Origin of the sequence: Pseudarthrobacter sp. WHRI 8279 (assembly GCF_040224115.2) — a bacterium.
Lineage (GTDB): Bacteria > Actinomycetota > Actinomycetes > Actinomycetales > Micrococcaceae > Arthrobacter.
In genome coordinates, this window is record NZ_CP168162.1 from 2,649,470 (window position 1) to 2,674,911 (window position 25,442).

Below are 25,442 nucleotides of genomic sequence, written 5' to 3' on the forward strand. Positions count from 1 at the left end.
AAGCCCGCGGGCATCACCGCGGGAATCTCTGCTGCGAGGGGGGTCATGGGCTGCATCGAGGCACCGACATGACCCAGCCCGACGGGAACGTCCCTCCCCTCCTGGACCCGGCAGTGCTGGAGCGGCTGCGCAACGAACTCGAGGATGACGAGGGCGTGTGGAAGGTCTTCGTGGAGGCCTTCATCGCGCAGATGCCCGAGAGGCTGCAAAAGGTACGGCTTGCCCTGACTACCGGCGATCTGCCGGGTGCCATGGATGCGGTCCTGAGCCTCAAGACTTCCAGCCAGATGGTGGGCGCGGAGAGGCTCGCCGCCCTCGCCCTGGATCTCGAAGGATCACTGCGGGAGGAAGCCAGGACCGCCGACCCGGCCGTTGTTTTGCCCCGGCTTGCGGCGGAGCACCTGCGGCGGCTCAAGCAGTGCGCCCAGCGCACCATCTATGTCCTGCAGGACCACCTGAGGAAGGGGCCCTGAACCGGCGGCACGCCACTATGTCCCGCGAACTAACGCGGCGCCCCGGAACAGCAACGGACGTCGGCGGAACCTCCCGCCGTCGTCCGTTCCAGTTGGGCCTGGCCTGCCGGTGCCGGCCCGGTCCAAGGCCGTCAGACCTGCAGTGTGGCGTAGTAGTGGCTGGTCTGGACGATGGCTGCAACCGTCTCAAGTTCGCTGTCGTCGCGGGGACCATAAACCAGGACCATGCCACTGGCGAGCCGGACGCCGGCCAGTGGATGGGCAACCGCCCAGCCCTTCGCTACCGCTTCCGCGGCCAGTACCGGGGGCAAGGCAACGTGGAGTGAGCCGTCGTGGGCGGGATGCTGATGGGCGAACTCCCCCACGGACGGCACCAGGAAGCCGTCCGGAGTTGCAGAAGGAGCGGGGCCCAGCATGAGTCCCGTGGCTCCGGGGACCGAAATGGCAGACTGCCGGGTGGAAACACCGGCCAGTGTGCTGATGCGGGACAGCAGTTTGTCCTGCAACTCCCGCGGCGCGTTGTCGCTTCGCTGTTCCTGCGGAATAGTCCATGACACCTGCGGACGATGTCCAACACGAAGCGGCAGGCTCTCGTCCCGCATCCCGGTCCACACGGCCTTTACGTCAGTGCCGCCATTGGCGCGCGACCGGGCAAGGAACGCAAGCCGTTCACGGATCCAGCCGCCGAGCTCGGCCAGCGTCTCACCCGTGATTCCGTGACCACCCGGATCGCGGCGGGCATAGGCTGGGGCGGCGGACTCCGTGAGGAGGTAATCCCACGTCCGCCGCAGCAGGTCTGCCGGGATGACCCGGTCCCGCTCGCCCTGCGCAACGAAGACGGGCACCCCGGCCAAGCGAGCCACGGAGAGTGGCACCCCTGCGTCGAAGGGCAGGCTGCCGTACAGGATCGCCGCGCCGGCAAAGCGCTGCGGGTCGGAAAGAAGCAGGCCACCGGCGAACGCCGCTCCCCCGCTGAATCCCACCAGCACCACGGGCCGGCCGGCCGGAGCAACGGCGTCAAGCCAGCTCCGGAACCAGGCCATCGCCTCGGTCAGCGACTCCTCGACAGGCCTGCCGATGCCACGGTTCCGGAACCAGGCGTAGCCGCCACCTTCAGCTATCGGAGCCCGCACAGCCGCGTAGGCCGGGCCGGTGGGCAGGTGCTCTGCAAGACCAATGATCTCGCGTTCATTTGAACCCCTGCCGTGCAGCAACACCACCAGCGGCTGCGCCGGATCCGACGATCCGGCGGTCGCCACCACGTGCGGGATGTTCATTAGTTGGTGACCTTGAGCCCGGTGTCCCAGTTGAAGTCTGCGAATTCAGGGTTGGCCTGCAGGGTCATCAGGACAAACTGGAAGCCTTCGAGCTCACGGGCGCGCTTGAGCGGCCCCACGACCAGGGGGCGCATCCCGGCGGCGCTGACAAAACCGCTGACCGCGCGGGCGGCTGCGTCGTCGTCGCCTGCGATGAAGACGTCGAGTGGCTGGCCGTCCGATTCCCCGACCATCAAGGTGCCTGCGAAGGTGGTGTTGAAGGCCTTGACCACGCTTGCACCGGCGGGTGCCAGCGCGGCGATTTCCTCTGCGGCGGACGTGCCCGGCTCCACCACCAAAGAATCGAAGGTTTCGAAGTTCACCGGGTTGGTGATGTCCACGATGGTCTTCCCCGCCAGCGCTGCACCGTAGGTGCTGACGACGGACTTGGCGGCCCCAAAGGGCACGGCGAGGACAACGATGCTGCCCCGGGGATCCTGCGCCGTGGTGCCGGAGGCGACGCCGGCACCCAGTTCGGCGGCGAGGGCCTGGGCCTTGCCTGCGTCCTGGCTGAGGATTTCGACGGTCTTGTTTGCTGCCAGGGCCCGGGTTGCGATGCCGCGGGCCATGTTGCCGTTGCCGATGATGGTGATGTCAGTCATGGGATTCTTCTTTCCAAAGATGCGGGCCAGGAGGTTTTTCATGGGGTTCTGTTCTGCCGGTTTGTGGATTACTACTTGAAGCTACAACTAAATGTACGCGCGTTTAGTTGAAGTGTCAAGTAATTATTTTGGGCCTAAAGACACCAGAAAAAAGTGTTGGGGACAGTGCATACTGGCGCCATGACTGATGCAGCGCGAAAACCGGACCGGCTCCTCCTCGTGCTGCTGGGGGTCGTCGGACTGCTGGTGGTGGTGGCCCTTGCCGTGGTGTTTTCCCGGGGAGAGCCGGAACCCCTGGACGAGGCCAGCCCGGCGGGAGTTGTCCAGCGGTACAGCACTGCGGTCATCGACGGCGACCTCGAAACGGCCGAAACCTACCTCACGGACTCTGCCCGCACCATCTGCCGCGGCTCGTACTACGGTGAGCCCCGGCCCGCCCGCGTGGTCCTGGTGTCCACGTCGGAGCGGGACCAGTCGGCCACCGTGCGGGTCTCAATCGTCAATTCGTCCCAGGACGGGCCCTTCGGACCCTCCGAGTACGAGTCGGAGGACATGTTCAGCCTGGTGAAGGCGGATGGAGACTGGAAGATCAGCCAAGCGCCGTACCAGCTGATGGCATGCACCGGAACACTGGTCAAGCCATGAGCGCCCCGGCCGGCATGACGGTTTCGACGGCGGGACTCGCCCAGGTGACACTGCGGCGGCTCATCCAGTACGCCCTGTTGTTTGCCCTGGTGGTGATTGCCGCCAGCGGCCTCAGCGGCCTGCTGGAGCGGCTGTTCACGTCGGGCGCTGTGCTGGCATCCACCGATGTGGCCGGGCTCGCCCGGTCCCTGGCCTTCACCCTGATCGGCGGCCCGCTCGCCCTGCTGCTGTGGTGGTTTGTGTGGCGGAGGCTGGACGACGAGGCCGAGCGCACATCCGCCGGGTGGGGCCTTTACATCACCGCCATGTACGGCGTTTCCCTCATTGTCTTCACCACCTCGCTGCTGGGGATGGCGGCCTCGCTCATAGGGCAGCGGGACGGTGACTGGGCGCCGGCGCTTGCCAACAGCATCGCCTGGGCCGCCATTTGGGCATGGCACCGGTGGATGTGGAAGCACCCCCGGAAGCCCACCGTCCACCTGGACGACGTGCGCGCCGTCGTCGGCTCTGTATTCGGCCTGCTGCTCGGCGCCGGTGCCGGCATCGCCGCGCTCAGCGGCCTGCTCGACGTCGCCATCCGGGGCTTCCCCCTGACGGTGACTGTTGAGCCCTGGTGGTACTCCGTGCTCCGTTCACTGGTGTGGGCGGCGGGCGGAACCGTTATCTGGTGGTGGCACTGGTTCAGGGAGGGAGGGCGCCGCTTCCAGACCAACCTGGTTGACAGCATCATGATCATCGTCGGCGTTTTCGCGGCCGGCATCACCGCCCTTGGCGGGGCCGGCGTGGTCCTTTTCGTGTTCCTGCGGCTGGCGTTCGACCGGGACGACCCCCTGAACGACCTGCTGGAGCCGCTGGCACCGGCCGTGGCCGCAACACTCGTGGGGGCGGTGGTGTGGCGCTACCACCGCACCGCGTCCATCCGCCGGTCCTCCGCCACCACGCGGGCAAGCCTCCTGGTGACGTCCGCGGTTGCCCTGGCGGCATCCGCTTCCGGGGTGGGCGTTGTGGTGAACGCGCTGCTGGCAGCCGCCGTGTCGCCGCTGGCGGGAGGGGCCACACGCACCCTGCTCCTTGGCGGCATCAGTTCCCTCCTGGTGGGCGGTCCGGTCTGGTGGCTGGCGTGGAAGCCGCGGAACCAGCCGCAGGCTGCCGACGCCATCCCGCCCGGACGCCGCGTGTACCTCATCGCGTTCTTCGGCGTCAGCGCCGTGGTGGCACTTATTACGCTCCTGGTGATCGGCTACCGCGTCTTCGAGTTCCTGCTCGGAGACGTCACGGGCGGCAGTCTCCTGGACCGCATCCGCGCCCCGTTCGGGCTCCTGGTGGCAGCCGCCCTTGTGGCCGGCTACCACTTCGCCCTGTGGCGGCACGACCGGGGCCTCCTTGCGGCCGCCGAGCCGGCCAGGAAACGGACCATCGAGCAGGTCACCCTGGTCATCGGGCAGCATCCGGACCCGGACGCGTTGGCACGAGGCGTTGCCGAGGCTACGGGTGGCGCCAGGGTTACCGTCTGGCTTCGGGCGGACGACGGCGGTCCGGGCCTTCCGGCGCCGGGCACGGCTTTGCCGGGGGCAGCTTCCCAAGCGCCGGCTGAGACGGTGAGTCAGGTGGCGGCCGCCCTGGACGGAGTCACGGCGCAGCACGCACTGGTACTCGTGGGCCACGGCAGGCTGGAAGTCATACCCCTGCACAGCCCGCCAAAATAGCGGGAGTTTTTGTCCAGATATGCAGGTTTCAGCGGCGGCAGATTCATATGGTGGTTGCAACGTTCTGATTGATGGAGCGTTTGATGCCGAAGTTGTTTCCTGTCCATGTTCGTGATGATTTTCTTGATTTGGTGTGCTCCGGCGCGTCCGTCAGTGAGGCTGCACGGCGTGTCGGAGCCTCGCGCGGGACCGGGAAGAAGTGGTGGGCCGAGTCTGGTCAGATGACGCTGAGCATCTCGGCCCATGGCGGCCTGGCAGATCCTGCCCCGTCCGTGGAGGTCTCCTGCGGGCGGGCACTAAGCGAAGCCGAGAGGGGGATGATCCAGATGGGCCGGCAAGCCGGGATGAGCTACGCGAAGATCGGTGCGGCCATCGGACGGGACAAGTCCGTCATCTGGCGGGAGGTCAACCGCAACTGTGACGCCGAGGGCAGGTACAACGCTAAAGTCGCGCACACCAGAGCCCATCAGGCACGCCGCCGGCCCAAGCCCTTCAAGCTCATCGAGGACGAGGATTTGTGCCGGCTGATCGCGGTGTGGATGGACGATGGGTGGAGTCCGAAGCTGATCTCGTCGATGCTGGCGTTTTACTTTGCCGGTGACCAGACTATGCAGGTGAGCCACGAGACGATCTACCAGGCCCTGTATGTCCAAACCCGCGGAAGCCTGCGGAAAGACCTGGCCGAAAACCTCAGCCTGAAACGTAAACAACGCATCCCCCACACCGCCGACCGGCTCAAGAGCAGCCCCTACAAGGAGGCGTTCAAGATCAGCGAACGCCCCGCCGAGGTCCAGGACCGGGCGGTCCCCGGGCACTGGGAAGGTGACTTGATCATCGGTTCTGACGGGACCGCGATCGGCACTCTCGTGGAGCGCTCAACCCGGTTCACGATCCTGCTGCACCTGCCCGGGGACCATACCGCCGAAACCGTCGCCGCCGCGATGATCCGGGAAATGGCGAACCTCCCGGAGCACCTGCGCCGCTCGATCACCTGGGACCGCGGCACAGAACTCGCCGGCTACGCGAAGATCCAGACCGCGCTGGAAACCACGCTCTATTTCTGCGACCCGCACTCGCCCTGGCAGCGCGGCACCAATGAAAACACCAACCGGCTCCTGCGGTTCTGGTTCGAAAAAGGCTCCGACCTCTCGGCCCATACCCCTGAGGACCTCAACCGCATCGCGGCAAAGCTCAACCGCCGCCCCCGACCGACCCTCAACCTCGATACCCCAGCCAACCGGCTAAACCAGCTGCTGCAAGCGGCCTAACCACCCCGCGTTGCTCCCACCACTTGACATTGCCGGCACTTATCCCTGCATATCTGGACAAAAACTCTAGGCGGAGGCTGGGCGGTTTTCGCCGAAACTCAGCAGCACCTTCCCGGACTCGGCCGAGTTGCGCGCCACGCTGAAGGCTTCCAAGGCCTCCCCTACCGGGTATTCGTGCGTGATGACGGGATCGATCTGCAGTGAGCGGTCCGCCAGGGCGGCAATAACGTCGTCGATCTCGTCATTGAAGCGGAACGAACCCTTGAGTTCCAGTTCCCGGGTGATGGCCAGGGAGATCAGCACCGGCTGCGGGCCAGTGGGCAGCAGTCCCACCATCACCACGGTGCCGCCGCGGGTTGCGCCCTGGATGGCGGAGGCGAGGCCATGATGGTTGCCGGATGATTCAATCACGACGTCGGCCTCCACGGCGGCGATCCCCTCGGCGTCACCGGCTGCGAGTACCGAGTCCGCCCCCACGGCTTTCGCGATGTCCAGCGGCTTTTCATGCATGTCGACGGCGGTGATACGGCTTGCGCCCGCCCGCTTCAGGACTGCGACGGCAAGGGCGCCGATGGGGCCGCTGCCGATCACCAGCGCGGACTTCCCGGCAACATCCCCTGCCCGCGACACTGCGTGCCAGGCCACGGCGGCGGGCTCGATCAGGGCTGCGGTGCGCAGGCCGATGCCCTCCGGCAGCGTCCGGAGCATCCGGGTGGGGAGGTTTACGTAGCGGCTGAACGCGCCGTCTTTGTGCGGGAACCGCGCGGCGCTGCCCAGGTAGGTGCAGCCTGGCGAGAGGTTGGGCCGGTCCGCCGGATACCGTGCAGCGCCGGGGCCGGGTGTTGCCGGGTGGACTGCCACCGGAGTACCGGCGGCTGGTCCGGTTCCGTCAGTTGCGGCCCTGACCACCGTCCCCGAAATCTCATGCCCGAGCACCAGAGGTGCCTTCAGGATGGATTCACCGGCGGCGCCGTGCAGCCAGTAGTGCAGGTCGGAGCCGCAGATCCCTCCGTAGTGCACCTCAATAACCGCTTCATCCGGGGCGGGAGCGGCGAGGGTGAGTTCGTCGATCCGCAGGTCTCCGGCGGCATGGGCCACCACGGCCGGGCCTGTGACGGGAAGGACCGGGGAGGAAAGGTCTTTATTGGTCAGCATCAGACCACCACCGTCATTCCGCCGTCGATAAAAATGGTCTGCCCGTTAACGAAGTCCGAACCGCTGGATGCCAGCCACACGGCGGGCCCGGCAAGATCCTGGACGGTTCCCCAACGGTTGGCCGGGGTCCGGCCCAGGATCCAGGAGTTGAATTGCTCGTCGTCCACCAGGTTCTGGGTCATTTCGGTGTGGATGTACCCCGGCGCGATCCCGTTGATCTGAAGGCCGGAGGCCGCCCACTCAGCAGTCATGGCACGGGTCAGGTTGCGCAGCCCGCCCTTCGCCGCGATGTAGGGCGCAATGGTGGGGCGGGCGAGGTCTGTCTGCACGGAACAGATGTTAATGATCTTGCCGTGGCCGCGCGGAATCATGAAGCGTGCCGCCTCGCGGCCCACCAGGAAAGCACTGGTCAGGTCCGTGGAGATCACCCGTTCCCAGTCCTTCACATCCAGGTCCAGCATGGGCACCCGGTGCTGGATGCCCGCGTTGTTCACCAGGATTTCCAGCGGGCCCACGTGCTCTTCCACCCACGCGATGCCGCGCGCCGCCTCGGCGTCGCTCGTGACGTCGAAGGCGACGCTATGGATGCGCCCGGGCGCGAAGTCGGCAGCCATTGCTGCCGCGGCATCCTTGAGCCGCTCCCCGTTGATGCCGTTCAGCACAACTGTTGCCCCGGCGTCGGCCAATGCCCTGGCCAGCGCGTTGCCAATCCCCCGGCTGGAACCGGTGACCAGGGCTACCCGGCCCGTCAGGTCAAAAAGCGAACTCATGCGAAGGGACCCGCCTGTACCAGGTTGGCCGGGGCCTTGCCCGCGGCGAGCGCCTCGAGCTGCTTCCGGAGAAGTTTCAGGATCCTGGGCTGGAACGCAGAGGCGTTGCCGCCCACGTGCGGCGTGATCAGGGCGTTGGGCGTGGACCAGAGCGGGTGGTCCTGCGGCAGCGGCTCGGGATCGACGACGTCGATGGCGCACTGCAGGCGGCCGGAGAGGACCTCCTTGGTCAGGGCGGCGGTGTCCACCACCGAGCCGCGGCCCACATTCACCACCAGGGCGCCGTCCGGCAGGGCAGCCAGGACCTCCTCGCCGATCAGCTGGTGCGTGTGATCATTCAAGGGCAGCACCGACACCAGGATGTCGTGCGTGGCGGCGAGCGCTGTCAGGTCCGAGGACGCGTGGACTTCGCCGTGTTCGTCGGTGCGGGCCGAGCTGCCCACCCGGGTGATGTTGACTTCGAACGGCTCAAGCCGGCGGGCGACCTCCTGCCCGATCCCGCCGACCCCCACCAGCAGTACCCGCCGGTCCGCCAGCGACTGGCGCCGCTCCGGCCTCCACAGCCCATACTGCTGGTCCCGGACGGCCTGGTCGATGCCGCGCAATTTGGCGAGAATGAGCCCGATGGCCAGTTCCGCCGTCGCCGCCGCGTGCACTCCCGAGGCATTCGCGACGCCGGCCGCCGGGCCCGCAGCCTCAATGACGCCGTCGAACCCGGTGGACTGCGTCTGTACAAACTTCAGCCCGGGAACCTTGGCGAGGGAACCCAGGACCGCGCCGGCGTTGATGTACGGCAGGATGACGCCGTCGATCCCGGCCAGCGTCCCGCCGTCGGGATCCTCCTGCAGGTCCCAGACGACGCCCCGCAGCCCGTCGGGCAGGGGTGAGAGATCATCGAGGAGCTGCTGGTCGGGGAAGCTGACGGTGCGGACTGTTTGCATCGGGAAACCTATCAATCTGGGACGGGAGTGCTGGGGCTAGCGGCGGTCGAAGGTGAGGCCGCCGGGGACCTGGAACGTGGGCATAAGCTCCAGCATGCCAACATTCACGTGCCGGGGCGTTTCGATGGCGTAATCCATGGCGTTGACGATGTCATCGGTGGTAAGCGACTCGTAGCCCTCGTAGTAAGTCTTCCACGCTTCCTCCATCGCCTCCGGGGTACCGCCCATGTTCCGGCCGAAGATCTCAGTCTCCACGCGTCCGGGGCAGATTTCGGTGACCCGGATGCGCTTGCCCACGGTGTCGTTGCGGAGCTGGCGGGAGACCTGGTGCACCGCGGCCTTGGTGGCGTGGTAAACCGTGTGGCCGTAGAAGTTGTAGGTGCCTGCAATGGAGCTGACGTTGATGACGTGCCCCAGATCGCGCTCCACCATGCCCGGCAGCACCAGCCGGGTCAGCTGGAGCAGTCCGCGGAGGTTGACGTCCACGAGTTCGTCAATATCGCTTTCGCTGGAGTCCAGGATGTTGCCGGGCCGGGAGACACCGGCACAGTTGACGAGGACATCCACCTGGAGGTTTCCGACGGCGGCGGTCAGCGCTGCGGTGTCCGTCAGGTCAACCACGTGGGGCACCGCGCCGGTCTTGTCCGCGAGTTCCTTCAGGCGGTCCTCGTTCCGGGCCAGGGCGTGGACGGTGAGTCCGCGCTTGGCCAGGCGTTCGGCGATCGCGGCGCCCATGCCGGTTGAGGCACCGGTGACGAGGGCCGTTGAGTAATCGGAAAAGGACAATGGAGGTCTCCTAGGAAGGTGCAGCGGTGTGCTGCGCAGGTGGTGGAAAATTCGGGAAAGTGGAAGAGTCAGGCGTCGCGGAGGGGCAGGTGCGCCCTGTCCTTGACCGTGCTGACGGCGGCCAGCGTGCCCAAGGCTGTGATGACCGCGTAGAAGGCTGGCATGTAGATGTTGCCGGTGGACGAGATCAGCCAGGTCATCAGCAGCGGCGCGGTGCCGCCAAAGAGTGCGGAGGAGATGTTGTAGCCCAGGCCGTATGCGGAGTACCGGACGCGGGTGGGGAAGAGCTCCACGATCAGGATGTGGATCACCGCGGTGTGCCCGGCGAAGACCACAGCCATGATGGAGGCGCCCAGGATAGCCAGTGCCATCTCGCCGGTGGCAATCAGCGCGTACGAAGGGATGCCCAGGACAGCCATGGCGATGGCGGAGCCGGCGATGACCTTCTTGCGGCCGATGCGGTCCGAGAGTGCGCCCATGAAGGGGATGGTGATGCAGATGACCACCAGGCTGCAGGCGGTGACCAGCAGCGCCTCGCCGATGGTGAAATTCAGCTGCTTGCCCTTGAGGAAGGTGGGCATGTAGGAGAACAGGACGTAGTAGCCGGAGCCGTTCATCAGCGGAATGAAGAGTGCCAGCAGCATGGCACGGCGGTGCTCGGCGGAGGCGAAGGCTTCCTTGAGCGGGTTGGCGGACAGCCCGCCCTCTTCCTTGAGCTTTTCGAAGTTGGGGGTGTCGCTGATGGCCTTGCGGATGTACCAGCCGATGATGCCCATGGGGATGGCCACCAGGAACGGGATACGCCACGCGAACGAGCCGAACCCGCCGCCGTCGATCGCTTCCTGCGTGAGCCAGGGGGACATGGAGTAGGCAACCAGGGTGCCGGTCAACAGTGCTGCGAAGGACGCGATCTGCGCGTAGGAGGTGATGACGCCGCGCTTGCCTTCGGGGGCGTGTTCAGCCAGGAACGTCATGGCACCCGCGGCTTCGCCGCCCACGGAGAAGCCCTGCAGCATGCGGAGCAGCACCAGCAGGATGGGGGCCGCGACGCCGATGGCGGCGTAAGGAGGCAGCAGGCCTATGCCTGCGGTGGCCACGCTGATGAGCAGGATGACGAAGACGAGCAGCTTTTGCCGCCCGATCCTGTCACCCAGGTACCCGCAGACGACGGCACCGAGCGGCCGCACGAAGAAGGAGACGGCGTAGCCGGCGAAGACGAAGAGCAGGGCGTTGTCCGGGTTCCCCGGCGCCAGGAAGACGAGAGCAAGCGTTCCGGCCATGAAGGCGAAGATGCCGTTGTCATAGAGTTCCACGAAGATGCCGACGCAGCCGGCCGTGACGACCTTGCGGGTCTGCTTGCTGCTGAGCCGCTCCTGGTGCGGCTGGGCCGCATGCGTAGAGGTGGACATGGCTTTCCTTACTTAAGGGGATGGTAACAATGCTTTTCGGGGGAAGCGAGGGTCTTCAGCTTCCGGCGGCTGGTGCGAGCCGGGGCGGGCCCGGAGGTCCGCCCACGCCGAGGAGGGAGAACACGGTGCCCACCGTGGAGCGGAGGGTTTCCAGTTCCCTCAGCGCTGCGCGGTGTTTCGCTGTAGCTTCCGGGACGGAAGTTTTTTTGAACTGGATCTTATGGCCCGGCCTGGCTTGGGCCAGGACATCGAGTGAACGGCTGGTGACCACGGCCAGGACAGGGTAGCCGGCGGTGACGCCGCGCCCGCGGTGCAGCACTAGGAGTTCCTCCCGGGAGGGCACTTCGATTGCTCCCACCGGAACGCCGCGGGAGAGCACCTCGGCGGTGGACTGGCGTTCCGGAAGCGCCCCGCCAAGCCGCAGCCCGATGTGGTTGCTCCGGCCGCTGACGGTGTACTCGCTGTTGTAGAGCAGGTCCGCGGTATCCCCGAACTCTTCCACGTCCGGACCGTCCGTTACTTCCACCACCGCGGTGCTGTGGAACTCCGGCCGGGTCAGGCCCAGACGGAACAGTGGGAGGTCGAAGTACGGCTGCCGGATGGGCGGGACACTCTTGAATGTCCTAAGCTCAGTGCCTTCCGTGAGCCGCAGCCCGAATCCAACGACGGTGTCCGGCGCGCAGCTGCCCAGAAGGACCGGTGCGTGCACTGAGCCGTGGACCGCCACGTAGGCCCGGAGGCCGCCGTCGATCCGGCGCAGTGCCACCGTCTCCCCCGCCCGCACGGATACTGGCTCCCACTGCTGGCACTCGCGCCCGCCCACTGTGAGGTGCAGTGGTGCGCCGGTGACAGCGATGAGGATGTCCGTGGTGGCGCGCATCCGGAAGTCGAGGGCAGTGATTTCCAGGAGCGGGGAGTTGTCCGCGTTGCCGGCGAGGATGTTCGCTGCACGGGCTGAGAACTGGTCCAGCGCGCCGTTCACGGGCAGCCCGAACCGGGGTCCCCGGAAGCGGCCAAGGTCCGTGACCACGGAGTTGCCGGGCTGCTGGATGACCAGGCTCATCGGGCTGCCTCCAGTTTCCGGCCGGCGTATGTGGCGAAATCCTGGGGTTGGATCCGGTGGAACCGCAGCAGGTCGCCCGGCACGTAGGGAACCAGCGGCTCGGCCGTTGCGTCGAGGATGGAGAGCGGGGTCTGGCCGATGACGCACCAGCCGCCCGGTGCGGCAGCAGGGGCGATGACAGCCTGCCGGCCGGCCACCGAGACGGCACCTGCGGGAACGGACAGCCGGGGATCCTTCAGCCGCGGGACGGGGAAGGGGAAATCAGGCCCGTCCATCATGGGCGAACCGGCCGGAGCGCCCAGGCAGCGGATCACGTACGCCTTGGTGGTGTGCAGCCGGATGATCTCCTCCACCGGGAGCTGCTGCTGTTCGGCAACACGCTCAAGGTCCGGCCCGTACTCGCCGCCGTAAACCACCGGGACGCTGAACTCGCGGGGTGCGCGGGCGGGGGCACCGGTAAATTCGAGCTGGCGCAGGCCCAGCTGCACGAAGGCACGGACCTGGCGGGCGGAGGTGGCGCCGGGGTCGAATTCCACGAGCAGGGAGTCGTATGTCGGCACCGCACCGTGGACGCCGTCGGCTCCGGCGGCGTCCAGCCACTCGGCAAGGGCATGGACGGCGGCCCAGTTGGCCTCCCGGTCCGCTGACGAGGCGACGACGCGCAGGGCAGCGTCCCCGGATTCGAAGACCTCCACCGGAGGCAGCGCTGGCGTGGAAGTGGCGGGCATGTCAAGCGGCTTCCACTTTGGCGGCCAGGACCTGGGCGAGCGGCGCGATGGTGACGCCGGCGCGCTCCACTTCCCCGCGGACCTGCCGTGCCAACTGGACCGCGCCGGGGGTGTCCCCGTGCAGCAGGATGGTGTCAGCGACGATCGGCAGGTCGGTTCCGGCGACGGTTTGAATAACGCCTTCGCAGACCATGCGGACAGTGCGGTCAACGATGGCCGAGGGGTCGTGGATGACGGCGCCCGGCTGGCTGCGCGGCACCAGGGTGCCGTCTGCTTGGTAGGCGCGGTCCGCGATGCCCACAATGCCCACGGGCAGCTGGCGCGCTTTTGCGGCGTCTGCGAGTTCGCCGTCCTGCGCAAGGACAATGAGGTCGGGGCTGATGCGTGCGGCCGCGTCAGCCACTGCCCGGGCGTAGTCCGGACGGGTGGCCACGAGGTTGCCCAGGCGTCCGTGCGGTGCGAGGTGTACGACGGCGGCGCCGTGGTAGGCGGCGAAGGCGGCCAGGGCTCCGAACTGGTACAGGACGTCATTACGGACTTCGTCAGCGGTGAGGTCCATGGCACGGCGGCCAAACCCGCGCAGATCCGGGAAGCTGGGGTGTGCCCCGATGCTGACGCCGCGGCGCACGCACTCGGCGACCGTGGCGTTCATGATGTCAGGGTCCCCCGCGTGGAAGCCGCAGGCGATGTTGGCGCTGGACACTATTTCCAGGAGGGCCGCGTCGTCGCCCATGGAGTACGTGCCGAAGCCTTCTCCAAGATCTGCAACGAGATCAACGATGGGTCCCATGAGAGCCCTCCTTGGGGGTGGTGGCGCGGCGCTGTCCAGGGAAAGCGGCAGCTGCCGGAAGTGGAAGTCTGTGGACCCGCCGGAGGTGGCTTGGGTCCCGGGGCCCGGATTACCGGGCTTGTAGAAAAAGTCTGACACCGGGACTTTGATCACACAAAGACGTAATCGGTGTCACGGGATAGGTGCCGGTTATGACCCGGCACTATGTGGACGGCGGCCTGCCCGGCCCGCTTGTGCGGACCGGGCAGGCCTGATTCGTTGTGCGGGCAGGACAGGACGGGCGAATCAGCGCAGGGCTTTGCGCAATCCCATGACCCGCTCCACGACCACCACCACGGCGAGCGAAATGAGGATGAGGATCACGGAGAGAGCGGCGACGGCGGCATCCGCAGAGTTTTCCACGTACCTCAGCACCTGGACGGGGAGGGTTGGCAGGCCTGATTCAGCGACGAACAGTGAGATGACGGCTTCGTCGAAGGAGACGATGAAGGCGATGACGCCGCCGGCGATCACGCCCGGCTGGATGATGGGAAGGGTCACGCGCCGGAACACCGTCCAGGAGTCGGCGCCCAGGATGCGTGCGGCCGCCTCGCAGGACGTGTCCGTCGTGGCCAGGCTCATCAGGGTGGTCCTGATGACAAACGGGATGGTGATGGCCACGTGCCCGATGATGATGCCGGCGTAGGTGTTGTTGAGTTCCAGCGGACCGAAGAGCAGCACCATGCCCAGAGCCAGGACGATGCTGGGGATCAGCAGCGGCGAGAGGAAGAACGACTGCACAGCGGCCTTGGCCTTGAATTCGAAGCGGTCCAGCGCCAGCGCGGCCGGCACCCCCAGGACAAGGACGATGAGCGTGACGATGACGGCCACGATCAGGCTGACCTTCATGCCCTCCATGAACGTGCTTTCCTGGGGCAGCATTTCGTACCACTTCAGGGTGAGCCCCTCCGGCGGGAAGGACAGGTACTGGTTGGATGCGAAGGACACCACAAAGACAATGAGCAGCGGTGCCAGCAGGAACAGGTACAGCAGGAACACCAGCGCGCCGAAGGCGGGTTTGGCGGGATTGAAGCGCGGCTTGAAGACTTTGGCACTGCTTACGTTGGCACTGCTCACGGTCAGCCTCCGATTTTCTTGGTGAGGCGCTGGTAGACGGCGATGATCAGGCCGAAGAGCACCAGCAGGATGACGGACAGGGCGGCGGCGAACGGCCAGTTGAGCAAGCCGGTGGTCTGGTCGTAGATCTCCGTGGCCAGGACCTGCACGCTGCCGCCGCCCAGGAGCCGCGGGGTGATGAAGGTACTAATGGAGAGGACAAAGACCAACAGGAAGGCGGTCAGGAGGCCTGGCAGGCACAGCGGCAGCGTGACTCGGGAGAAGACTTTGAACTTGCTGGCTCCCAGGGAACCGGCTGCCTCCTCCAGTTGAGGGCTAAGCCTGCCGAACCCGGAGATCATGGCCAGGATCGCGTACGGCATGAAAATCTCCACCAGGCCGATGGTCACGCCGGTCATGTTGTTAGTCAGCTTCAGGGGCGTGTCGATCAGGCCCAGGCCGTCAAGCGAGGAGTTGATCAGCCCGTTGGTTCCCAGGATGACCATCCACCCGTAGGTGCGGACCACGGCGGAGGTGAGCAGCGGGGCGATGGCGATGGCAATGAGCAGACCGCGCCATTTGCTGGTGCTCCGTGCGAGGAAGAGGGCTACCGGGTAGGACACGATGACGCAGAGGATGCCGACGGTGACGCCCATCTGGAAGGTATCCAGCGTGACCCGCCAGTAGTACGGATCGGTGAGGGGCTGGATGTAGGTGTCCAGGGTGAACGTCTCAACGATGACACCGTCCGGTGCGCCCTGGTTGAAGGACATCCGGACCATGTAGGCCAGCGGGAAGACGAAGCTGACCAGCAGACCGAGCAGGCCCGGCAGCAGCAGCGCCAGGTAGGTGCGCCGGTTGCGCCGTTCAGTGGCCCGTTCGAGCTGCCCTTCATTCCGGGCCCTGGGCCGTTCCGGCACGGCGGGGGCTTCCAGGACCGTCATGCTGCCAGCCTCTCCGGTTGGGCGGTTGCCGGGAGGAGGTAGGCGTCGCCGGCTGCCCAGGAGAGGTAGGCGGCATCTCCGATGCGGGGCAGGTCACCGCTGCTGGTCAGCATCTGCGCGTTGAGTTGCTGGTCCCCGACGCGGACTGCGACGGCCAGAGCGTCACCGGTGTAGCTCACCCTTTCGATGGTGCCTGCGAGGGGTTCTTGCGCCGCCCCGGGATGCAGGGACACGTTGAGCCGGTGCGGGCGGATGACCAGCTCGTGGCTGCTGCCTGACAGGCCGGTGGACCCGATGGCGCCGAACTGGCCCAGGCCGTCCACCTCCACCTTGTAGTGGCTTTCGCCTGCCAGGTTCGCCCGTCCCGTCTCCGCGCCGACGCGGGCGGCCAGGAAGTTGGCCTGGCCAATGAAGTTGGCGACGAAGTGCGTGCGGGGCCGCTCATACACCTCGGTGGGCGAGCCGAACTGCTCGATCAGGCCGCCGTTCATCACGGCGATCCGGTCCGCCATGTCCAGGGCCTCGTCCTGGTCATGGGTGACGAAGAGCGTGGTTGCCCGGGTGCGCTGCTGGATGGATCGGATTTCGGTGCGCATGGTTTCGCGGAGCTTGGCGTCGAGGTTGGACAGCGGTTCATCCAGAAGGAGCAGGGTGGGCTCCACCACCAGGGCACGGGCCAGGGCGATGCGCTGCTGCTGGCCGCCGGAAAGCTCTTTGGTCTGGCGCTTGCCGAGGTGGCCCAGCTGGACCATGTCCAGGGCGGCCGCAACGCGTGCCTTCTGCTCAGTCTTGGAAACCTGCCGCATTTCCAGCCCGAAGGCCACGTTCTGCTCCACGTTCATGTGCGGGAACAGGGCGTAGGACTGGAACACCATGCCCATCCCGCGCTTGTTCACCGGCGTGTGGGTGATTTCCTTGCCGTCCACCACGATGGAGCCGGCGGTTGGATCCATGAGGCCGGCAACCATCCGGAGGGTGGTGGTCTTGCCGCAGCCGGACGGACCGAGGAGTGCCACCAGGTGCCCCTCCTCAACTTCCATGTTCAGGCGGTCGACGGCGGGGTCAAGATCTGCTGCGTATCTTTTGGTCAGATCAACGATCGACAGTTTGGGTTCAGTCACGGTTTCAGTTCTCCTGAAGGGAAGTTGGGGAGGGGGCGCCGGCAGGCGCTAGTTGGTGATGATCTGGCGCTTCCAGGTGTCGGTCCACTTGTCGCGGGCCGAGGACAGGAATTCGACGTCCAGCGGGACGATGTTGAGGGAGCCGTCGGTGGGAACCACGCGGTCCTTCACATCGGCGGGCAGTTCAGCATTGGTGACGGAGGGTGCGTAGAACAGTGCCTTGGCGAAGGCCGTCTGTGCCTCTGCGGACAGTGCGTAGTCAACAAAGGTCTTGGCAGCCTCGGAGTGCGGGGCGTCCTTCACCAGGTTGATGGTGTTGATCTGGTAGACGGTGCCTTCCTTGGGGAAGGTGACGCCCATCTTCTTGTTGCTCTGGTCGCTGTAGAACTGGCCGCGGGCGTTCTGGCCAAGGCCAAGGACGGTCTGGCCGGTAATGACGTTCTGGTATTCGTCCGGATTGGGTGCGAACGTCTGGACGCCCGGCGCCATTTCCTTGAGGCGGGCCACGGCGGAGTCAATGCCCTGGGTGTAGTCCTCGCCCTCCATCTTGGAGGTGATGGCGGTCAGGGACAGTCCCAGCAGCGACGGCGGGGCGTTGACGTTGATCTTGCCGGCGTAGGCCGGGTCCCAGAGGACCTTCCAGCTGTCCGGGGCCTCGGGGAACGTGGCAGTGTCGTACACCAGGCCCACGGCGTCGAGCATGGCTACGGGGCCGTACCCTTCCTTGTCCCGGAACTTTTCCGGGACGTTGGCAAGGTTCGGGACGCTTTCCTCGTCTACCTTCTCGAACAGGCCCTGCTTGTTGCCGGTGGTGGACACGGAGTTGTCCATGATGGCGACGTCGGTGGCGGGGTTGTTCTTCTGGCCCTGGAGGGCGCTAAGCATCTCGGCGGAGGACCGCTTGGAGGCGTAGTTGATCTTGATGTCCGGGTACTTGGCCTGGAAGGGTTCAATCACTGCAGCGGTGTACTGGTCCTGCCAGACGCCTGAGTAGGCAATGAGGTTCACTTCCCCCGAGGTGGCGCTGCCGTCGCTGCCGGCTGCCTCGCTGCCGCCCCCGCAGCCGGAAAGGACCAGAACCGCTGCGGAAAGGGCGGCCACGGCCGCCATTTTGCCTTTGATAGTTGCTCGCATTTGCTGTCTCTTTCTCAAGAAGAATCCGGGATGGTGACGGATTCTTGGATGCCCTGAAGCTATTGAGTGCATATTTCGGATATGTAAAAGAAAACGCCTATCCCGGTAAACACCGCATTTATGCAGAATGCGTCTGACGTCATCGTTAAATCGCATGCCTGGCCGGGGTAGAATGTATTGCTAATGAAATAGCGTTCCGGATTCAACCTAGTGTCAGAGATGTGCATCACACAAAGACCAGTTGCATATCCCTCCATAGCATCCGGTTATGGTTCAGGACGCGGCGAAGAGAGAAGGCGCCATGGATACGCGGAAGCTTGCGTACTTCGTGCAGATTGTGGATTCCGGCAGCATCACCAAGGCCGCGGCGGCGCTGCACGTGGCCCAGCCTGCCCTGAGCCAGCAGGTTTCAGCCCTTGAGAATGACCTCAAGCAGCGACTGTTGATCCGCAGCAAGCAGGGCGTCAAGCCCACCGCCGCCGGACACACGCTGTACCGCCATGCCCAATCCATCCTGCGACTGGTGGACCAGGCCCGGCAGGACGTCGCCAAGTCAGGGGCAGCACCGTCCGGGCGCGTGTCCATTGCGATTGCGCCCTACAGCATGGCCTCAAGCCTGACGCCGCGGATCATCAGCGAGGTGGCCAGCCGGTACCCGGACATCGTCCTGCACGTGACGGAAATCTACGGCGGAGTGCTCAGTGAAGCCATCAAGAACGGCCGCCTGGACATGGCCCTCATCTACGAGCCCGGCCCCATTCGCGGCGTGCAGTTCACCACGATGATCGTGGAGGACCTGCACTTCGTGGTCAACGCAAACCGCGCCGGGGTGCAGCAGGCGGACGGCGGTATCACCCTTGAGGAGGTGGCCCGCCACGGGCTGTTCCTGCCCGAGCAGATCCACACCCTGCGCCAGGCAGTGGAGGCCGGTTTGGCGAGCAAGGGCCTGACGCTCCGGCTGGTGGGCGAGGTGGAGTCCGTCCCCTCCCTTGCCCGGCTGCTGCGCGCCGATCTCGGTGCCACCATCATGCCGAAGTCGGCTGCTGACGCCCTGTTCCACGAGGAGGACTTCCAGGTGCTGCGCATTGTGGATCCGGCACTGCAGTGCAAGATTGCGCTGTGCACCCCGGACCATGATCCGCTGTCCGAGGCGGCGTCCGCGGTCCTGCTGGTTGTGAAGGAAATGCTGCAGGAAATGCTCAGCAGCACATATTCACGGTAGCGGGTCCATAGCTTCCGCTTATCGCGTCACTCATCATTGGTCTTAGTATTCCCACTCCCCCGATCCTAGAATCTAAGAAAAGCCGGGCAATTACGGCGAATTAATTCTTATGCGGATCAATGGGAGCACGCCGTGAAAAAGATAAAAACCTTGGGCAGAAAATCGGGTAAAAGCCTGGGATTGATGGCAAAAACCGGATTCCACTGCCCCGCCAATGGTTTTTGGCGGCCCGAGGACCGCTCTGTTGAGCCTGTTTTTGTGTTCGAAGGCAGCATCATGCCAGCCGGCGGCAGGGGGTCCACCGTGTGGTACCTGGAGGATCCGTCATTCGGTCCCCCGGAGTATCCGCTGCCAGCACAGTAGGCCCCATGCTGGTTCTGCTGCGGCCAGGACTAGAGGTGCCGGAGGTACCGCTGCGGCGCATCAAGAAATGCGCGCCAACTGTCCACCAGGTTCAGCTCTTCCCAGTTTTGGGGCCGCAATCCCCATGGCCCAACCTCCAGGATCCGGGCCCCCGGAAGGGCCGCCAGAAGAGGCGAGTGCGTGGACATGATGACCTGGGATTCCCCGGACGCCAGGAGATCCTTCAGGACACCGAGGAGGCTCAGGCAACCGCTGAAGGACAACGCGGACTCCGGCTCATCGAGCACCCAAAGACCCCGCCCACGGAATCTGTTGACGGCAAGTTCCAGGAAAGACTCCCCGTGGGACATGTCGTGGAAGCGGACGTCGTCGCGGCCCGAGGTGCTGGGATTTTTCTCCAGGTACGTAAAGAATCCGTGCATTGTTTCGGCCCGCAGGAAGTACCCGCGCCTGGTGGTGCCCGCGTTCCTGACAAGCTGCAGGTGATCGGCCAGCAGCGATTCACTGGCCCGGGTGCTGTGTCGCGCGCCGGTTGAGCCGCCTTCGGGAGACAAGCCATACGCCAGGGCTATAGCTTCCACGATCGTTGATTTCCCTGACCCGTTCTCGCCCACCAGGACGGTGGCTGGCGTCAGGTCGAGCCCGTCTTCCAGTACCTGCGCCACGGGCGGCAGGACTGCCGGCCACTTCCGGCGGTCCAGGACGTTGGAAGGGTCCTCTTCCAGCCGGCGGATCGGATATCTGTCGAGGGCCATTCGTCCATTCTCGCAGCCGTCGCGGCGGAGAAGCGCGAGCCGCAGGCCGCAAATCGGGCCGGCGGCTCGCGCGTGGACTCCGCTCCAATCGGGCTGCTAGGGCTGTTCCACCAGCAGTCCCTTGGCCTTCAGAACATCCGTGAGGTTGCAGAGGTCGATGGTGGTGCCGCCGGCTTTGTACAGGCCAATGAGCTCACGCTCGGCGTCATCCCGTTCCTGCGAGAGGCGGATGACCTCCTCGATCTCGTCCCTGCGGACAACCACCACACCATCGGCGTCGCCTCGCAGGACGTCACCGGGATAGATGATCTCATCGCCAAAGACCACCGGGTGGTTGATGGGGCCGATGGTCTCTTTAACCGTGCCCTTGATGGACACGCTGCCGGAGAACACGGGCAGCCCCAGTTCAATAAGGTCCTGGGTGTCGCGGACACCGGAGTCCGTCACAAGCCCGGCCAGGCCCTTGGCCTTCATGGCGTTCCCCAGGACGTCGCCAAAGGTCCCGGCCTCTTCGTACTCCCCCGCGGAGGCCAAAATAACGTCCCCGGGCTGCGCGTAGTGGATCGCCACCTGCAGCATCAGATTGTCCCTGGGAGCGCAGCGGACGGTGGTGGCTGGACCGCAGAAGGACATGGCCCTATCGATGGGCTTGATGCGGGAGCTCAGTGCGCCCTTACGGCCCTGTGCCTCATGGATGGTTGCTGACGAGAACTTCGCGAGCCGGCTGACGGCGTCGGCGCTGGGGCGGTCGATGGTGGTTTTGACGTGGATCACGGCTTAATTTCCTTCGGTGGGGTTGGATCAGTTGAGGGCCTGGACGGCCTTGTCGATGGCGGCGATGGATTCCTCGATGATGTCCAGGCTGGTGGCGTAGGAGATCCGGAAGTACGGGCCCAGGCCGTAGGCAGAGCCCTGGATCACGGCTACGGAGGCGGCATCAAGCAGGTACAGGGTGAAGTCCTGGTCGTTGTGGATGGCCTGGCCCTCGGGCGTCGTCTTGCCGATGACCCCCGCACAGTTCACGTACGTGTAGAAGGCACCCTCCGGCGTCGTGCATGACAGGCCGTCAACGGCGTTCAGGGCAGCGACGGCGGTGTCCCGCCGCTTGCGGTAGGTCTCCACGCTGTCCCGGACGAAGTCCTGGCTGCCCGTTAGGGCAGCAGCAGCGGCGGCCTGGCTCACCGAAGACGGGCAGGAGGAAATCTGCGACTGCAGCTTGTTTATGGCGGCAATCAGCGGCGCCGGCCCGGCAGCGTAGCCCAACCGCCAGCCGGTCATGGCGTAGGCCTTGGACACGCCATTGACGGCTAGGACGCGGTCCTTGAGTTCCGGTGCCACCTCCACCAGGCTGGCGAGCTTGCCGTCGCCAAAATAGATCTGGTCGTAGATTTCATCCGCGAGGACAGCGACGTGCGGGTGGCCGACAAGGACATCGGCGAGCGCCCGCAGTTCCGGCCGGGAGTAGACGGCGCCGGTGGGGTTGGACGGTGCGTTCAGGATGACCCACTTGGTCCGCCCGGTGATGGCACCGGCCAGCGCCTCGGGTGTGAGCTTGAATCCGGAGTCCTCGCCGCAGGGAACCACGACGGGAGTGCCGTCGTTGGCAAGCACCATGTCCGGGTAGGAAACCCAGTAGGGAGCGGGGACAATCACTTCGTCACCGGCGTTGAGGGAGGCCATGAAAGCGGTGAAGATGACCTGCTTGGCTCCCCCGCCGATGGTGATTTCAGCAGGGGTGTAACGCAGGCCGCTGCGCAGTTCGAGGGTTTTGAGGATGGCCTGCTGCAGTGCAGGAGTTCCGGTGACGGACGTGTACTTGGTTTCGCCGCGGGTGATGGCCTCCACGGCGGCCGCCTTGATGTGTTCCGGGGTGTCGAAGTCCGGCTCGCCGACTGTCAGGTCAAGGATGCGGCGTCCTTCCGCCTTCAGCTCACGCACCCGGGCCGCAGCGGCCACGCTGGCCGAGGACTTGATGCGGGAAACCCGCGAGGCAGGTACAAATTCAGACATGGTCTCTTCCTAGGGAGTCAGGAGCGAGCGGCACTCGTTTCCTTCGAGACTAGGGAAATCCCGCTGCCATGGATAAGACCTAAAGTGCGTGGACGGATAAGCGTCCCTTATGGCTGGCGCACCCACAGTTTCCGGTTATGGGTCCACTCACTATTGGTATTTCCGGCGCGGACGCCTGGCTGCCTAGCCTTCTAGGTACGCCGGCCCGTTTAACGGGAAACCGAACCGAGGAGTGATCGTGAGCATTACGCACCAGGACGATTCCGGTTACTACCGCTACCGCGGAACGCCGAAACCCGACCCGGCCGCCCGGCAGGCGGACAAGCTCCGCAGGCTGCTCAAAGCGAACCGGCAGCGGATCGCCTTCAACGCCAGCAGCAGCCGCCCCCTGTCTGTGCGCCTGAACCAGCACATCGCGCAGGCCCTCCGCGACGGGATGAAGGTGACGCGCCTGGCCGAGGCAAGCGGACTTTCCCGCTGGACCATCCGCACCATCGGTCTGTCTTTTGATGACCTGCTGCCCTCCGGGACGCACCCGGAGCAGCAGTTGGCTGTCATCGCAGGGCTGAAGTCCGAGCTCGCTGAACTGGAGGAAGCGAAAGCTGCCCTGGAGGAGCGGCGGCTTAGCCTCCTGGCGGCTGCGCGCCGCCTCGGCGTCATGGATGACTTCGAGCTCGCTGCGCTCACCGCACTACAAAGTGGGGACATCCGCAAAATGACGCGGGGTCTTCAGCCCGGACTTCTCTAGACTGGCCAGTGGACGTTGAACCACGGACACAGAGCGAAGGAGCACAGTATGAGCGGAGTAGTTGTTGTGGGTGTGGACGGCAGCCCGTCGGCACGGAAGGCTGCGGAAGTGGCGCTGGGACTTGCGAAGTCGCTGGGAGGTTCCCTCCACATCGTCACCGCGTTCGACGTGGACCGGTCCGAGACCTTCGGCGTCGGCTCGGATGAAGTGAAGGTCTGGAATTCCGAAGCCGCCGAAACAGTCGCGAAGTCCCTCGGCGAGTCGCGGCCGGGAGTGGAGATCAGCTACTTCGCCGCCCGCGGGAAGCCCGCCGACGCCCTCATCAAGGAAGCCATGCGCCTCGACGCCCGGCTGATCGTCGTCGGCAACCGGCGCATGCGCGGTATCGGCCGGCTCCTCGGCAGCGTGGCCAACAGCGTGGCGCACAACGCGCCGTGCGATGTCTACATCGCCAACACGTACGAAGACTAAATACCCCTCCCCTGGCGGGGCAAAAGGACAGCGGACGACGGCGGGACCTCCCGCCGTCGTCCGCTTGCTTTATGCGCCTCTTGATCAAGATTTTCCAAGTTTATCCCGTCGATAGATAAACCCTCTTCCGTTGCCGCCCGGGCCTGCCTACCGTTGACTCCACAAGCACACCAAGGGGGATCTATGGAACGCTCGGACGACGGTACGCAGACGGCCCGCGAGGATGTTCAGCAACCTGACATTTCGGATCCGCTGGAGGGCCGGCAGCGCACAGTGGCCGAGTGGACCGGCGACCTCCTGCTCGGCATCCGGCAGCCCGTCCCGTTCAGGCTGGCCGACTGGCCGTAGGAATTTCCAAGGACCGGCCGCTGCGAAGTGCGGGCCACCTGGATCACCGGTATGACTCCCCGGCAAGGGGTTTGGGAGCCATGCGCCCAACACGGCCAGCGCACTGATCCAGGTTGTTGCCTGCCGTTTCCGGCCCGCACGCCTCCGCGCCGGGAAACCTAGGTTGAGGCGTCCTTCTCGATTTCCTCGGCGAGGTCATCCACGGCCTCGGGACGCAGCCTGATGCCCGCCTCGTCGAAGCGTTCCTCGAGCACGTGGCTTACGTCGTCCTGTACGTGGCCCAGCCGGATCTCGTCACGGATCTCGTCCGCGATGCTCTCCGCCGTCTCCACGCCAGCAACCTCCTCCGCGCCATCGTTGCCAGAAGGGGCACCTGCGGTTTCAGCTCCGGTGTCAGTCATACTTCATCGTTGCCGGTTGCGCGGGAGTGGTCAACAGCCGTGCCTAGCCCTCGATCTCCACCTTGACGAAGTCCTCCCGGTGGAACATCCGGCGCTCGCGCCAGCCGTCCAGGACCACCCAGATGATGGAGCCGTCCGGCGTGGTCCCGTCCACCACGCCGCAGCCGATGGGCTGACCGTCCTGCGAGAGGCGCACCGGCTGGCCCGCGGGCAGCGCGTTCCAGGACACCCGCCGCCAGCTGTCTGGTTCGCTCGGTTTCATGGCGCCTACCGCAGGACCACGGTCCGGTTGCCCAGCAGCAGGATCCTGCCCTCGCAGTGCCAGCGGACGGCGTTCCGGAGTGCCACGCACTCCGCGTCCCGGCCCACGGCCACCAGGTCATCGGCCGTATACGTGTGGTCCACCTCGATGACCTGCTGGGAGATGATCGGGCCCTCATCCAGCTCCGCGTTGACGTAGTGCGCCGTGGCGCCGACCGTCTTCACGCCGCGCTCGTAGGCCTGGTGGTAGGGCTTGGCACCCTTGAAGCTCGGCAGGAACGAGTGGTGGATGTTGATGGTCTTGCCCGCGAGCCTGGCGGACAGCTCGTCGCTGAGCACCTGCATGTACCGGGCCAGGACCACCAGTTCCACGTCGAACTCGTCCACCAGCTCCAGGAGCCGGGCTTCGGCGACGGCCTTGGTGTCCTTGGTGACCGGCACGTGGAAGAACGGGATGCCGTGCCACTGGACCAGGCCCTCCTGCTCACGGTGGTTGGAGACGACGGCGACGATCTCCACCGGGATATCTCCGGTGCGTGCGCGGAACAGCAGGTCGTTGAGGCAGTGGCCCATCTTGGACACCATCACCAGGACCCGGGGTTTCCGGCCGTGCGGCTCCAGCTGCCAGTTCATCTTCCACTTCTCCGCCACAGGCGTGAAGCCGCGGCGCAGGTCTTCGGTGCTCTGCCGTTCCTGCGCTGACGCAAAGTGCACGCGCATAAAGAAGTGCCCCTGCGCCTTGTCCCCGTACTGCTTGATGTCGATGATGTCGCAGCCCTGCTGCAGCAGGAATTCCGAGACCGCGTGCACAATCCCGGGCGATTCCACGCAGTCAACTGTCAGGACGTGCTCGACGGCGGCAGCCGGCTCCTGCGTCAAGGCACCAGCGGCGGGGGTTGGCAGGGTGGTTTCCACGG

At 65.6% G+C, this 25,442-nt stretch carries 29 protein-coding genes; 9 read left to right on the top strand and 20 right to left on the bottom strand.

Going from position 1 to position 25,442, the window contains the following annotated elements:
* Nucleotides 1-68 precede the first annotated feature (68 nt).
* On the top strand, nucleotides 69-473 hold the full coding sequence (locus ABRP28_RS12240) for an Hpt domain-containing protein (RefSeq protein WP_350005639.1): 405 nt from the start codon (nucleotides 69-71) through the stop codon (nucleotides 471-473).
* A gap of 131 nt (nucleotides 474-604) precedes the next feature.
* Here ABRP28_RS12240 and ABRP28_RS12245 read toward each other — a convergent pair whose 3' ends face one another.
* Nucleotides 605-1,750, bottom strand: a complete 1,146-nt coding sequence (locus ABRP28_RS12245; RefSeq protein ID WP_350005641.1) for a phospholipase — start codon at nucleotides 1,748-1,750, stop codon at nucleotides 605-607.
* Nucleotides 1,750-2,391 carry an NAD(P)-binding domain-containing protein gene (locus tag ABRP28_RS12250; protein ID WP_350005643.1) on the bottom strand — a complete coding sequence of 214 codons (642 nt, stop codon included), beginning with the start codon at nucleotides 2,389-2,391 and terminating at the stop codon, nucleotides 1,750-1,752. Before ABRP28_RS12250 ends, ABRP28_RS12245 begins: the two co-directional genes overlap by 1 nt.
* Nucleotides 2,392-2,571: 180 nt before the next feature.
* Here ABRP28_RS12250 and ABRP28_RS12255 point away from each other — a divergent pair, with 180 nt between their 5' ends.
* From ABRP28_RS12255 to ABRP28_RS12265, 3 genes are all read left to right on the top strand, one after another.
* The gene (locus ABRP28_RS12255; protein WP_350005645.1) at nucleotides 2,572-3,036 is read left to right on the top strand and encodes a hypothetical protein; all 465 of its coding nucleotides are present in this window, start codon (nucleotides 2,572-2,574) and stop codon (nucleotides 3,034-3,036) included.
* On the top strand, nucleotides 3,033-4,742 hold the full coding sequence (locus ABRP28_RS12260; RefSeq protein WP_350005647.1) for a DUF5671 domain-containing protein: 1,710 nt from the start codon (nucleotides 3,033-3,035) through the stop codon (nucleotides 4,740-4,742). The genes ABRP28_RS12255 and ABRP28_RS12260 overlap by 4 nt, the downstream gene beginning before the upstream one ends.
* A gap of 83 nt (nucleotides 4,743-4,825) precedes the next feature.
* Nucleotides 4,826-6,010 carry an IS30 family transposase gene (locus ABRP28_RS12265; protein ID WP_374152828.1) on the top strand — a complete coding sequence of 395 codons (1,185 nt, stop codon included), beginning with the start codon at nucleotides 4,826-4,828 and terminating at the stop codon, nucleotides 6,008-6,010.
* Between the two features lie 66 nt (nucleotides 6,011-6,076).
* Here the strand turns inward: ABRP28_RS12265 and ABRP28_RS12270 are convergent, their stop codons facing one another.
* The 12 genes from ABRP28_RS12270 to ABRP28_RS12325 form a co-directional block, all read right to left on the bottom strand.
* On the bottom strand, nucleotides 6,077-7,165 hold the full coding sequence (locus ABRP28_RS12270) for an L-idonate 5-dehydrogenase (protein ID WP_350005103.1): 1,089 nt from the start codon (nucleotides 7,163-7,165) through the stop codon (nucleotides 6,077-6,079).
* The gene (locus ABRP28_RS12275) at nucleotides 7,165-7,935 is read right to left on the bottom strand and encodes an SDR family oxidoreductase (RefSeq protein WP_231457145.1); all 771 of its coding nucleotides are present in this window, start codon (nucleotides 7,933-7,935) and stop codon (nucleotides 7,165-7,167) included. Before ABRP28_RS12275 ends, ABRP28_RS12270 begins: the two co-directional genes overlap by 1 nt.
* A complete protein-coding gene (locus ABRP28_RS12280) occupies nucleotides 7,932-8,876 on the bottom strand; it encodes a 2-hydroxyacid dehydrogenase (RefSeq protein ID WP_350005101.1) in 945 nt (314 codons plus the stop codon). The genes ABRP28_RS12275 and ABRP28_RS12280 overlap by 4 nt, the downstream gene beginning before the upstream one ends.
* Nucleotides 8,877-8,912: 36 nt before the next feature.
* Nucleotides 8,913-9,662 (bottom strand): SDR family oxidoreductase, encoded by a 750-nt coding sequence (locus ABRP28_RS12285; protein ID WP_231457143.1) that lies wholly within the window; start codon nucleotides 9,660-9,662, stop codon nucleotides 8,913-8,915.
* A 68-nt stretch (nucleotides 9,663-9,730) separates the two neighbouring features.
* Entirely contained in the window at nucleotides 9,731-11,071 is a 1,341-nt protein-coding gene (locus ABRP28_RS12290; protein ID WP_350005099.1) for an MFS transporter, read from the bottom strand.
* A 55-nt stretch (nucleotides 11,072-11,126) separates the two neighbouring features.
* Nucleotides 11,127-12,134, bottom strand: a complete 1,008-nt coding sequence (locus ABRP28_RS12295) for a biotin-dependent carboxyltransferase family protein (protein ID WP_350005097.1) — start codon at nucleotides 12,132-12,134, stop codon at nucleotides 11,127-11,129.
* Nucleotides 12,131-12,862 (bottom strand): carboxyltransferase domain-containing protein, encoded by a 732-nt coding sequence (locus ABRP28_RS12300; RefSeq protein WP_350005095.1) that lies wholly within the window; start codon nucleotides 12,860-12,862, stop codon nucleotides 12,131-12,133. Before ABRP28_RS12300 ends, ABRP28_RS12295 begins: the two co-directional genes overlap by 4 nt.
* Nucleotide 12,863: 1 nt before the next feature.
* Nucleotides 12,864-13,652 (bottom strand): 5-oxoprolinase subunit PxpA, encoded by a 789-nt coding sequence (locus ABRP28_RS12305; protein WP_350005090.1) that lies wholly within the window; start codon nucleotides 13,650-13,652, stop codon nucleotides 12,864-12,866.
* Nucleotides 13,653-13,937: 285 nt separating this feature from the next.
* Complete coding sequence (locus ABRP28_RS12310) at nucleotides 13,938-14,768, bottom strand: ABC transporter permease (protein WP_350005088.1); 831 nt, start codon at nucleotides 14,766-14,768, stop codon at nucleotides 13,938-13,940.
* 2 nt (nucleotides 14,769-14,770) lie between these two features.
* Entirely contained in the window at nucleotides 14,771-15,691 is a 921-nt protein-coding gene (locus tag ABRP28_RS12315) for an ABC transporter permease (RefSeq protein ID WP_350005086.1), read from the bottom strand.
* The gene (locus ABRP28_RS12320) at nucleotides 15,688-16,812 is read right to left on the bottom strand and encodes an ABC transporter ATP-binding protein (RefSeq protein WP_350005084.1); all 1,125 of its coding nucleotides are present in this window, start codon (nucleotides 16,810-16,812) and stop codon (nucleotides 15,688-15,690) included. Before ABRP28_RS12320 ends, ABRP28_RS12315 begins: the two co-directional genes overlap by 4 nt.
* Before the next feature lie 48 nt (nucleotides 16,813-16,860).
* Complete coding sequence (locus ABRP28_RS12325) at nucleotides 16,861-17,946, bottom strand: ABC transporter substrate-binding protein (RefSeq protein WP_350005082.1); 1,086 nt, start codon at nucleotides 17,944-17,946, stop codon at nucleotides 16,861-16,863.
* 301 nt (nucleotides 17,947-18,247) lie between these two features.
* Here ABRP28_RS12325 and ABRP28_RS12330 point away from each other — a divergent pair, with 301 nt between their 5' ends.
* Nucleotides 18,248-19,168, top strand: coding sequence for a LysR substrate-binding domain-containing protein (locus ABRP28_RS12330; RefSeq protein ID WP_231457134.1), 921 nt, complete (start codon nucleotides 18,248-18,250; stop codon nucleotides 19,166-19,168).
* Nucleotides 19,169-19,300: 132 nt separating this feature from the next.
* Entirely contained in the window at nucleotides 19,301-19,531 is a 231-nt protein-coding gene (locus tag ABRP28_RS12335; protein ID WP_374152846.1) for a hypothetical protein, read from the top strand.
* 29 nt (nucleotides 19,532-19,560) lie between these two features.
* Here ABRP28_RS12335 and ABRP28_RS12340 read toward each other — a convergent pair whose 3' ends face one another.
* From ABRP28_RS12340 to ABRP28_RS12350, 3 genes are all read right to left on the bottom strand, one after another.
* The gene (locus ABRP28_RS12340; RefSeq protein WP_350005078.1) at nucleotides 19,561-20,286 is read right to left on the bottom strand and encodes an AAA family ATPase; all 726 of its coding nucleotides are present in this window, start codon (nucleotides 20,284-20,286) and stop codon (nucleotides 19,561-19,563) included.
* A 96-nt stretch (nucleotides 20,287-20,382) separates the two neighbouring features.
* Nucleotides 20,383-21,060 (bottom strand): 4-carboxy-4-hydroxy-2-oxoadipate aldolase/oxaloacetate decarboxylase, encoded by a 678-nt coding sequence (locus ABRP28_RS12345; RefSeq protein WP_350005076.1) that lies wholly within the window; start codon nucleotides 21,058-21,060, stop codon nucleotides 20,383-20,385.
* Between the two features lie 27 nt (nucleotides 21,061-21,087).
* Nucleotides 21,088-22,296: an aspartate transaminase gene (locus tag ABRP28_RS12350; protein WP_350005074.1), complete on the bottom strand. Its 1,209-nt coding sequence runs from the start codon at nucleotides 22,294-22,296 to the stop codon at nucleotides 21,088-21,090.
* 238 nt (nucleotides 22,297-22,534) lie between these two features.
* On the opposite strand from ABRP28_RS12350, the gene ABRP28_RS12355 reads away from it, so the two are divergent.
* The 3 genes from ABRP28_RS12355 (at nucleotide 22,535) to ABRP28_RS12365 (ending at nucleotide 23,863) form a co-directional block, all read left to right on the top strand.
* Nucleotides 22,535-23,044, top strand: coding sequence for a hypothetical protein (locus tag ABRP28_RS12355; RefSeq protein WP_350005073.1), 510 nt, complete (start codon nucleotides 22,535-22,537; stop codon nucleotides 23,042-23,044).
* Between the two features lie 48 nt (nucleotides 23,045-23,092).
* The gene (locus tag ABRP28_RS12360; protein WP_350005071.1) at nucleotides 23,093-23,515 is read left to right on the top strand and encodes a universal stress protein; all 423 of its coding nucleotides are present in this window, start codon (nucleotides 23,093-23,095) and stop codon (nucleotides 23,513-23,515) included.
* A 183-nt stretch (nucleotides 23,516-23,698) separates the two neighbouring features.
* Nucleotides 23,699-23,863 carry a hypothetical protein gene (locus ABRP28_RS12365; protein ID WP_350005069.1) on the top strand — a complete coding sequence of 55 codons (165 nt, stop codon included), beginning with the start codon at nucleotides 23,699-23,701 and terminating at the stop codon, nucleotides 23,861-23,863.
* Nucleotides 23,864-24,021: 158 nt separating this feature from the next.
* Here ABRP28_RS12365 and ABRP28_RS12370 read toward each other — a convergent pair whose 3' ends face one another.
* From ABRP28_RS12370 to purU, 3 genes are read right to left on the bottom strand one after another with little or no spacing between them, the layout of a single operon-like run.
* The gene (locus tag ABRP28_RS12370; RefSeq protein ID WP_350005067.1) at nucleotides 24,022-24,264 is read right to left on the bottom strand and encodes a hypothetical protein; all 243 of its coding nucleotides are present in this window, start codon (nucleotides 24,262-24,264) and stop codon (nucleotides 24,022-24,024) included.
* A 43-nt stretch (nucleotides 24,265-24,307) separates the two neighbouring features.
* Nucleotides 24,308-24,526: a hypothetical protein gene (locus tag ABRP28_RS12375; protein ID WP_350005065.1), complete on the bottom strand. Its 219-nt coding sequence runs from the start codon at nucleotides 24,524-24,526 to the stop codon at nucleotides 24,308-24,310.
* Between the two features lie 5 nt (nucleotides 24,527-24,531).
* The gene (gene purU / locus ABRP28_RS12380) at nucleotides 24,532-25,428 is read right to left on the bottom strand and encodes a formyltetrahydrofolate deformylase (RefSeq protein ID WP_350005105.1); all 897 of its coding nucleotides are present in this window, start codon (nucleotides 25,426-25,428) and stop codon (nucleotides 24,532-24,534) included.
* Nucleotides 25,429-25,442 lie beyond the last annotated feature (14 nt).

What these genes read in the sequence shown, in the direction of transcription:
- ABRP28_RS12260 (WP_350005647.1), top strand. Translation starts at nt 3,033, where the DNA reads ATGAGCGCCCCGGCCGGCATGACGGTTTCGACGGCGGGACTCGCCCAG.
- ABRP28_RS12275 (WP_231457145.1), bottom strand. Translation starts at nt 7,935, where the DNA reads ATGAGTTCGCTTTTTGACCTGACGGGCCGGGTAGCCCTGGTCACCGGT.
- ABRP28_RS12255 (WP_350005645.1), top strand. Translation starts at nt 2,572, where the DNA reads ATGACTGATGCAGCGCGAAAACCGGACCGGCTCCTCCTCGTGCTGCTG.
- ABRP28_RS12280 (WP_350005101.1), bottom strand. Translation starts at nt 8,876, where the DNA reads ATGCAAACAGTCCGCACCGTCAGCTTCCCCGACCAGCAGCTCCTCGAT.
- ABRP28_RS12315 (WP_350005086.1), bottom strand. Translation starts at nt 15,691, where the DNA reads ATGACGGTCCTGGAAGCCCCCGCCGTGCCGGAACGGCCCAGGGCCCGG.
- ABRP28_RS12300 (WP_350005095.1), bottom strand. Translation starts at nt 12,862, where the DNA reads ATGCCCGCCACTTCCACGCCAGCGCTGCCTCCGGTGGAGGTCTTCGAA.
- ABRP28_RS12290 (WP_350005099.1), bottom strand. Translation starts at nt 11,071, where the DNA reads ATGTCCACCTCTACGCATGCGGCCCAGCCGCACCAGGAGCGGCTCAGC.
- ABRP28_RS12240 (WP_350005639.1), top strand. Translation starts at nt 69, where the DNA reads ATGACCCAGCCCGACGGGAACGTCCCTCCCCTCCTGGACCCGGCAGTG.
- ABRP28_RS12365 (WP_350005069.1), top strand. Translation starts at nt 23,699, where the DNA reads ATGGAACGCTCGGACGACGGTACGCAGACGGCCCGCGAGGATGTTCAG.
- ABRP28_RS12250 (WP_350005643.1), bottom strand. Translation starts at nt 2,391, where the DNA reads ATGACTGACATCACCATCATCGGCAACGGCAACATGGCCCGCGGCATC.
- ABRP28_RS12350 (WP_350005074.1), bottom strand. Translation starts at nt 22,296, where the DNA reads ATGTCTGAATTTGTACCTGCCTCGCGGGTTTCCCGCATCAAGTCCTCG.
- ABRP28_RS12295 (WP_350005097.1), bottom strand. Translation starts at nt 12,134, where the DNA reads ATGAGCCTGGTCATCCAGCAGCCCGGCAACTCCGTGGTCACGGACCTT.
- ABRP28_RS12360 (WP_350005071.1), top strand. Translation starts at nt 23,093, where the DNA reads ATGAGCGGAGTAGTTGTTGTGGGTGTGGACGGCAGCCCGTCGGCACGG.
- ABRP28_RS12265 (WP_374152828.1), top strand. Translation starts at nt 4,826, where the DNA reads ATGCCGAAGTTGTTTCCTGTCCATGTTCGTGATGATTTTCTTGATTTG.
- ABRP28_RS12270 (WP_350005103.1), bottom strand. Translation starts at nt 7,165, where the DNA reads ATGCTGACCAATAAAGACCTTTCCTCCCCGGTCCTTCCCGTCACAGGC.
- ABRP28_RS12305 (WP_350005090.1), bottom strand. Translation starts at nt 13,652, where the DNA reads ATGGGACCCATCGTTGATCTCGTTGCAGATCTTGGAGAAGGCTTCGGC.
- ABRP28_RS12325 (WP_350005082.1), bottom strand. Translation starts at nt 17,946, where the DNA reads ATGCGAGCAACTATCAAAGGCAAAATGGCGGCCGTGGCCGCCCTTTCC.
- ABRP28_RS12340 (WP_350005078.1), bottom strand. Translation starts at nt 20,286, where the DNA reads ATGGCCCTCGACAGATATCCGATCCGCCGGCTGGAAGAGGACCCTTCC.
- ABRP28_RS12375 (WP_350005065.1), bottom strand. Translation starts at nt 24,526, where the DNA reads ATGAAACCGAGCGAACCAGACAGCTGGCGGCGGGTGTCCTGGAACGCG.
- ABRP28_RS12245 (WP_350005641.1), bottom strand. Translation starts at nt 1,750, where the DNA reads ATGAACATCCCGCACGTGGTGGCGACCGCCGGATCGTCGGATCCGGCG.
- ABRP28_RS12330 (WP_231457134.1), top strand. Translation starts at nt 18,248, where the DNA reads ATGGATACGCGGAAGCTTGCGTACTTCGTGCAGATTGTGGATTCCGGC.
- ABRP28_RS12370 (WP_350005067.1), bottom strand. Translation starts at nt 24,264, where the DNA reads ATGACTGACACCGGAGCTGAAACCGCAGGTGCCCCTTCTGGCAACGAT.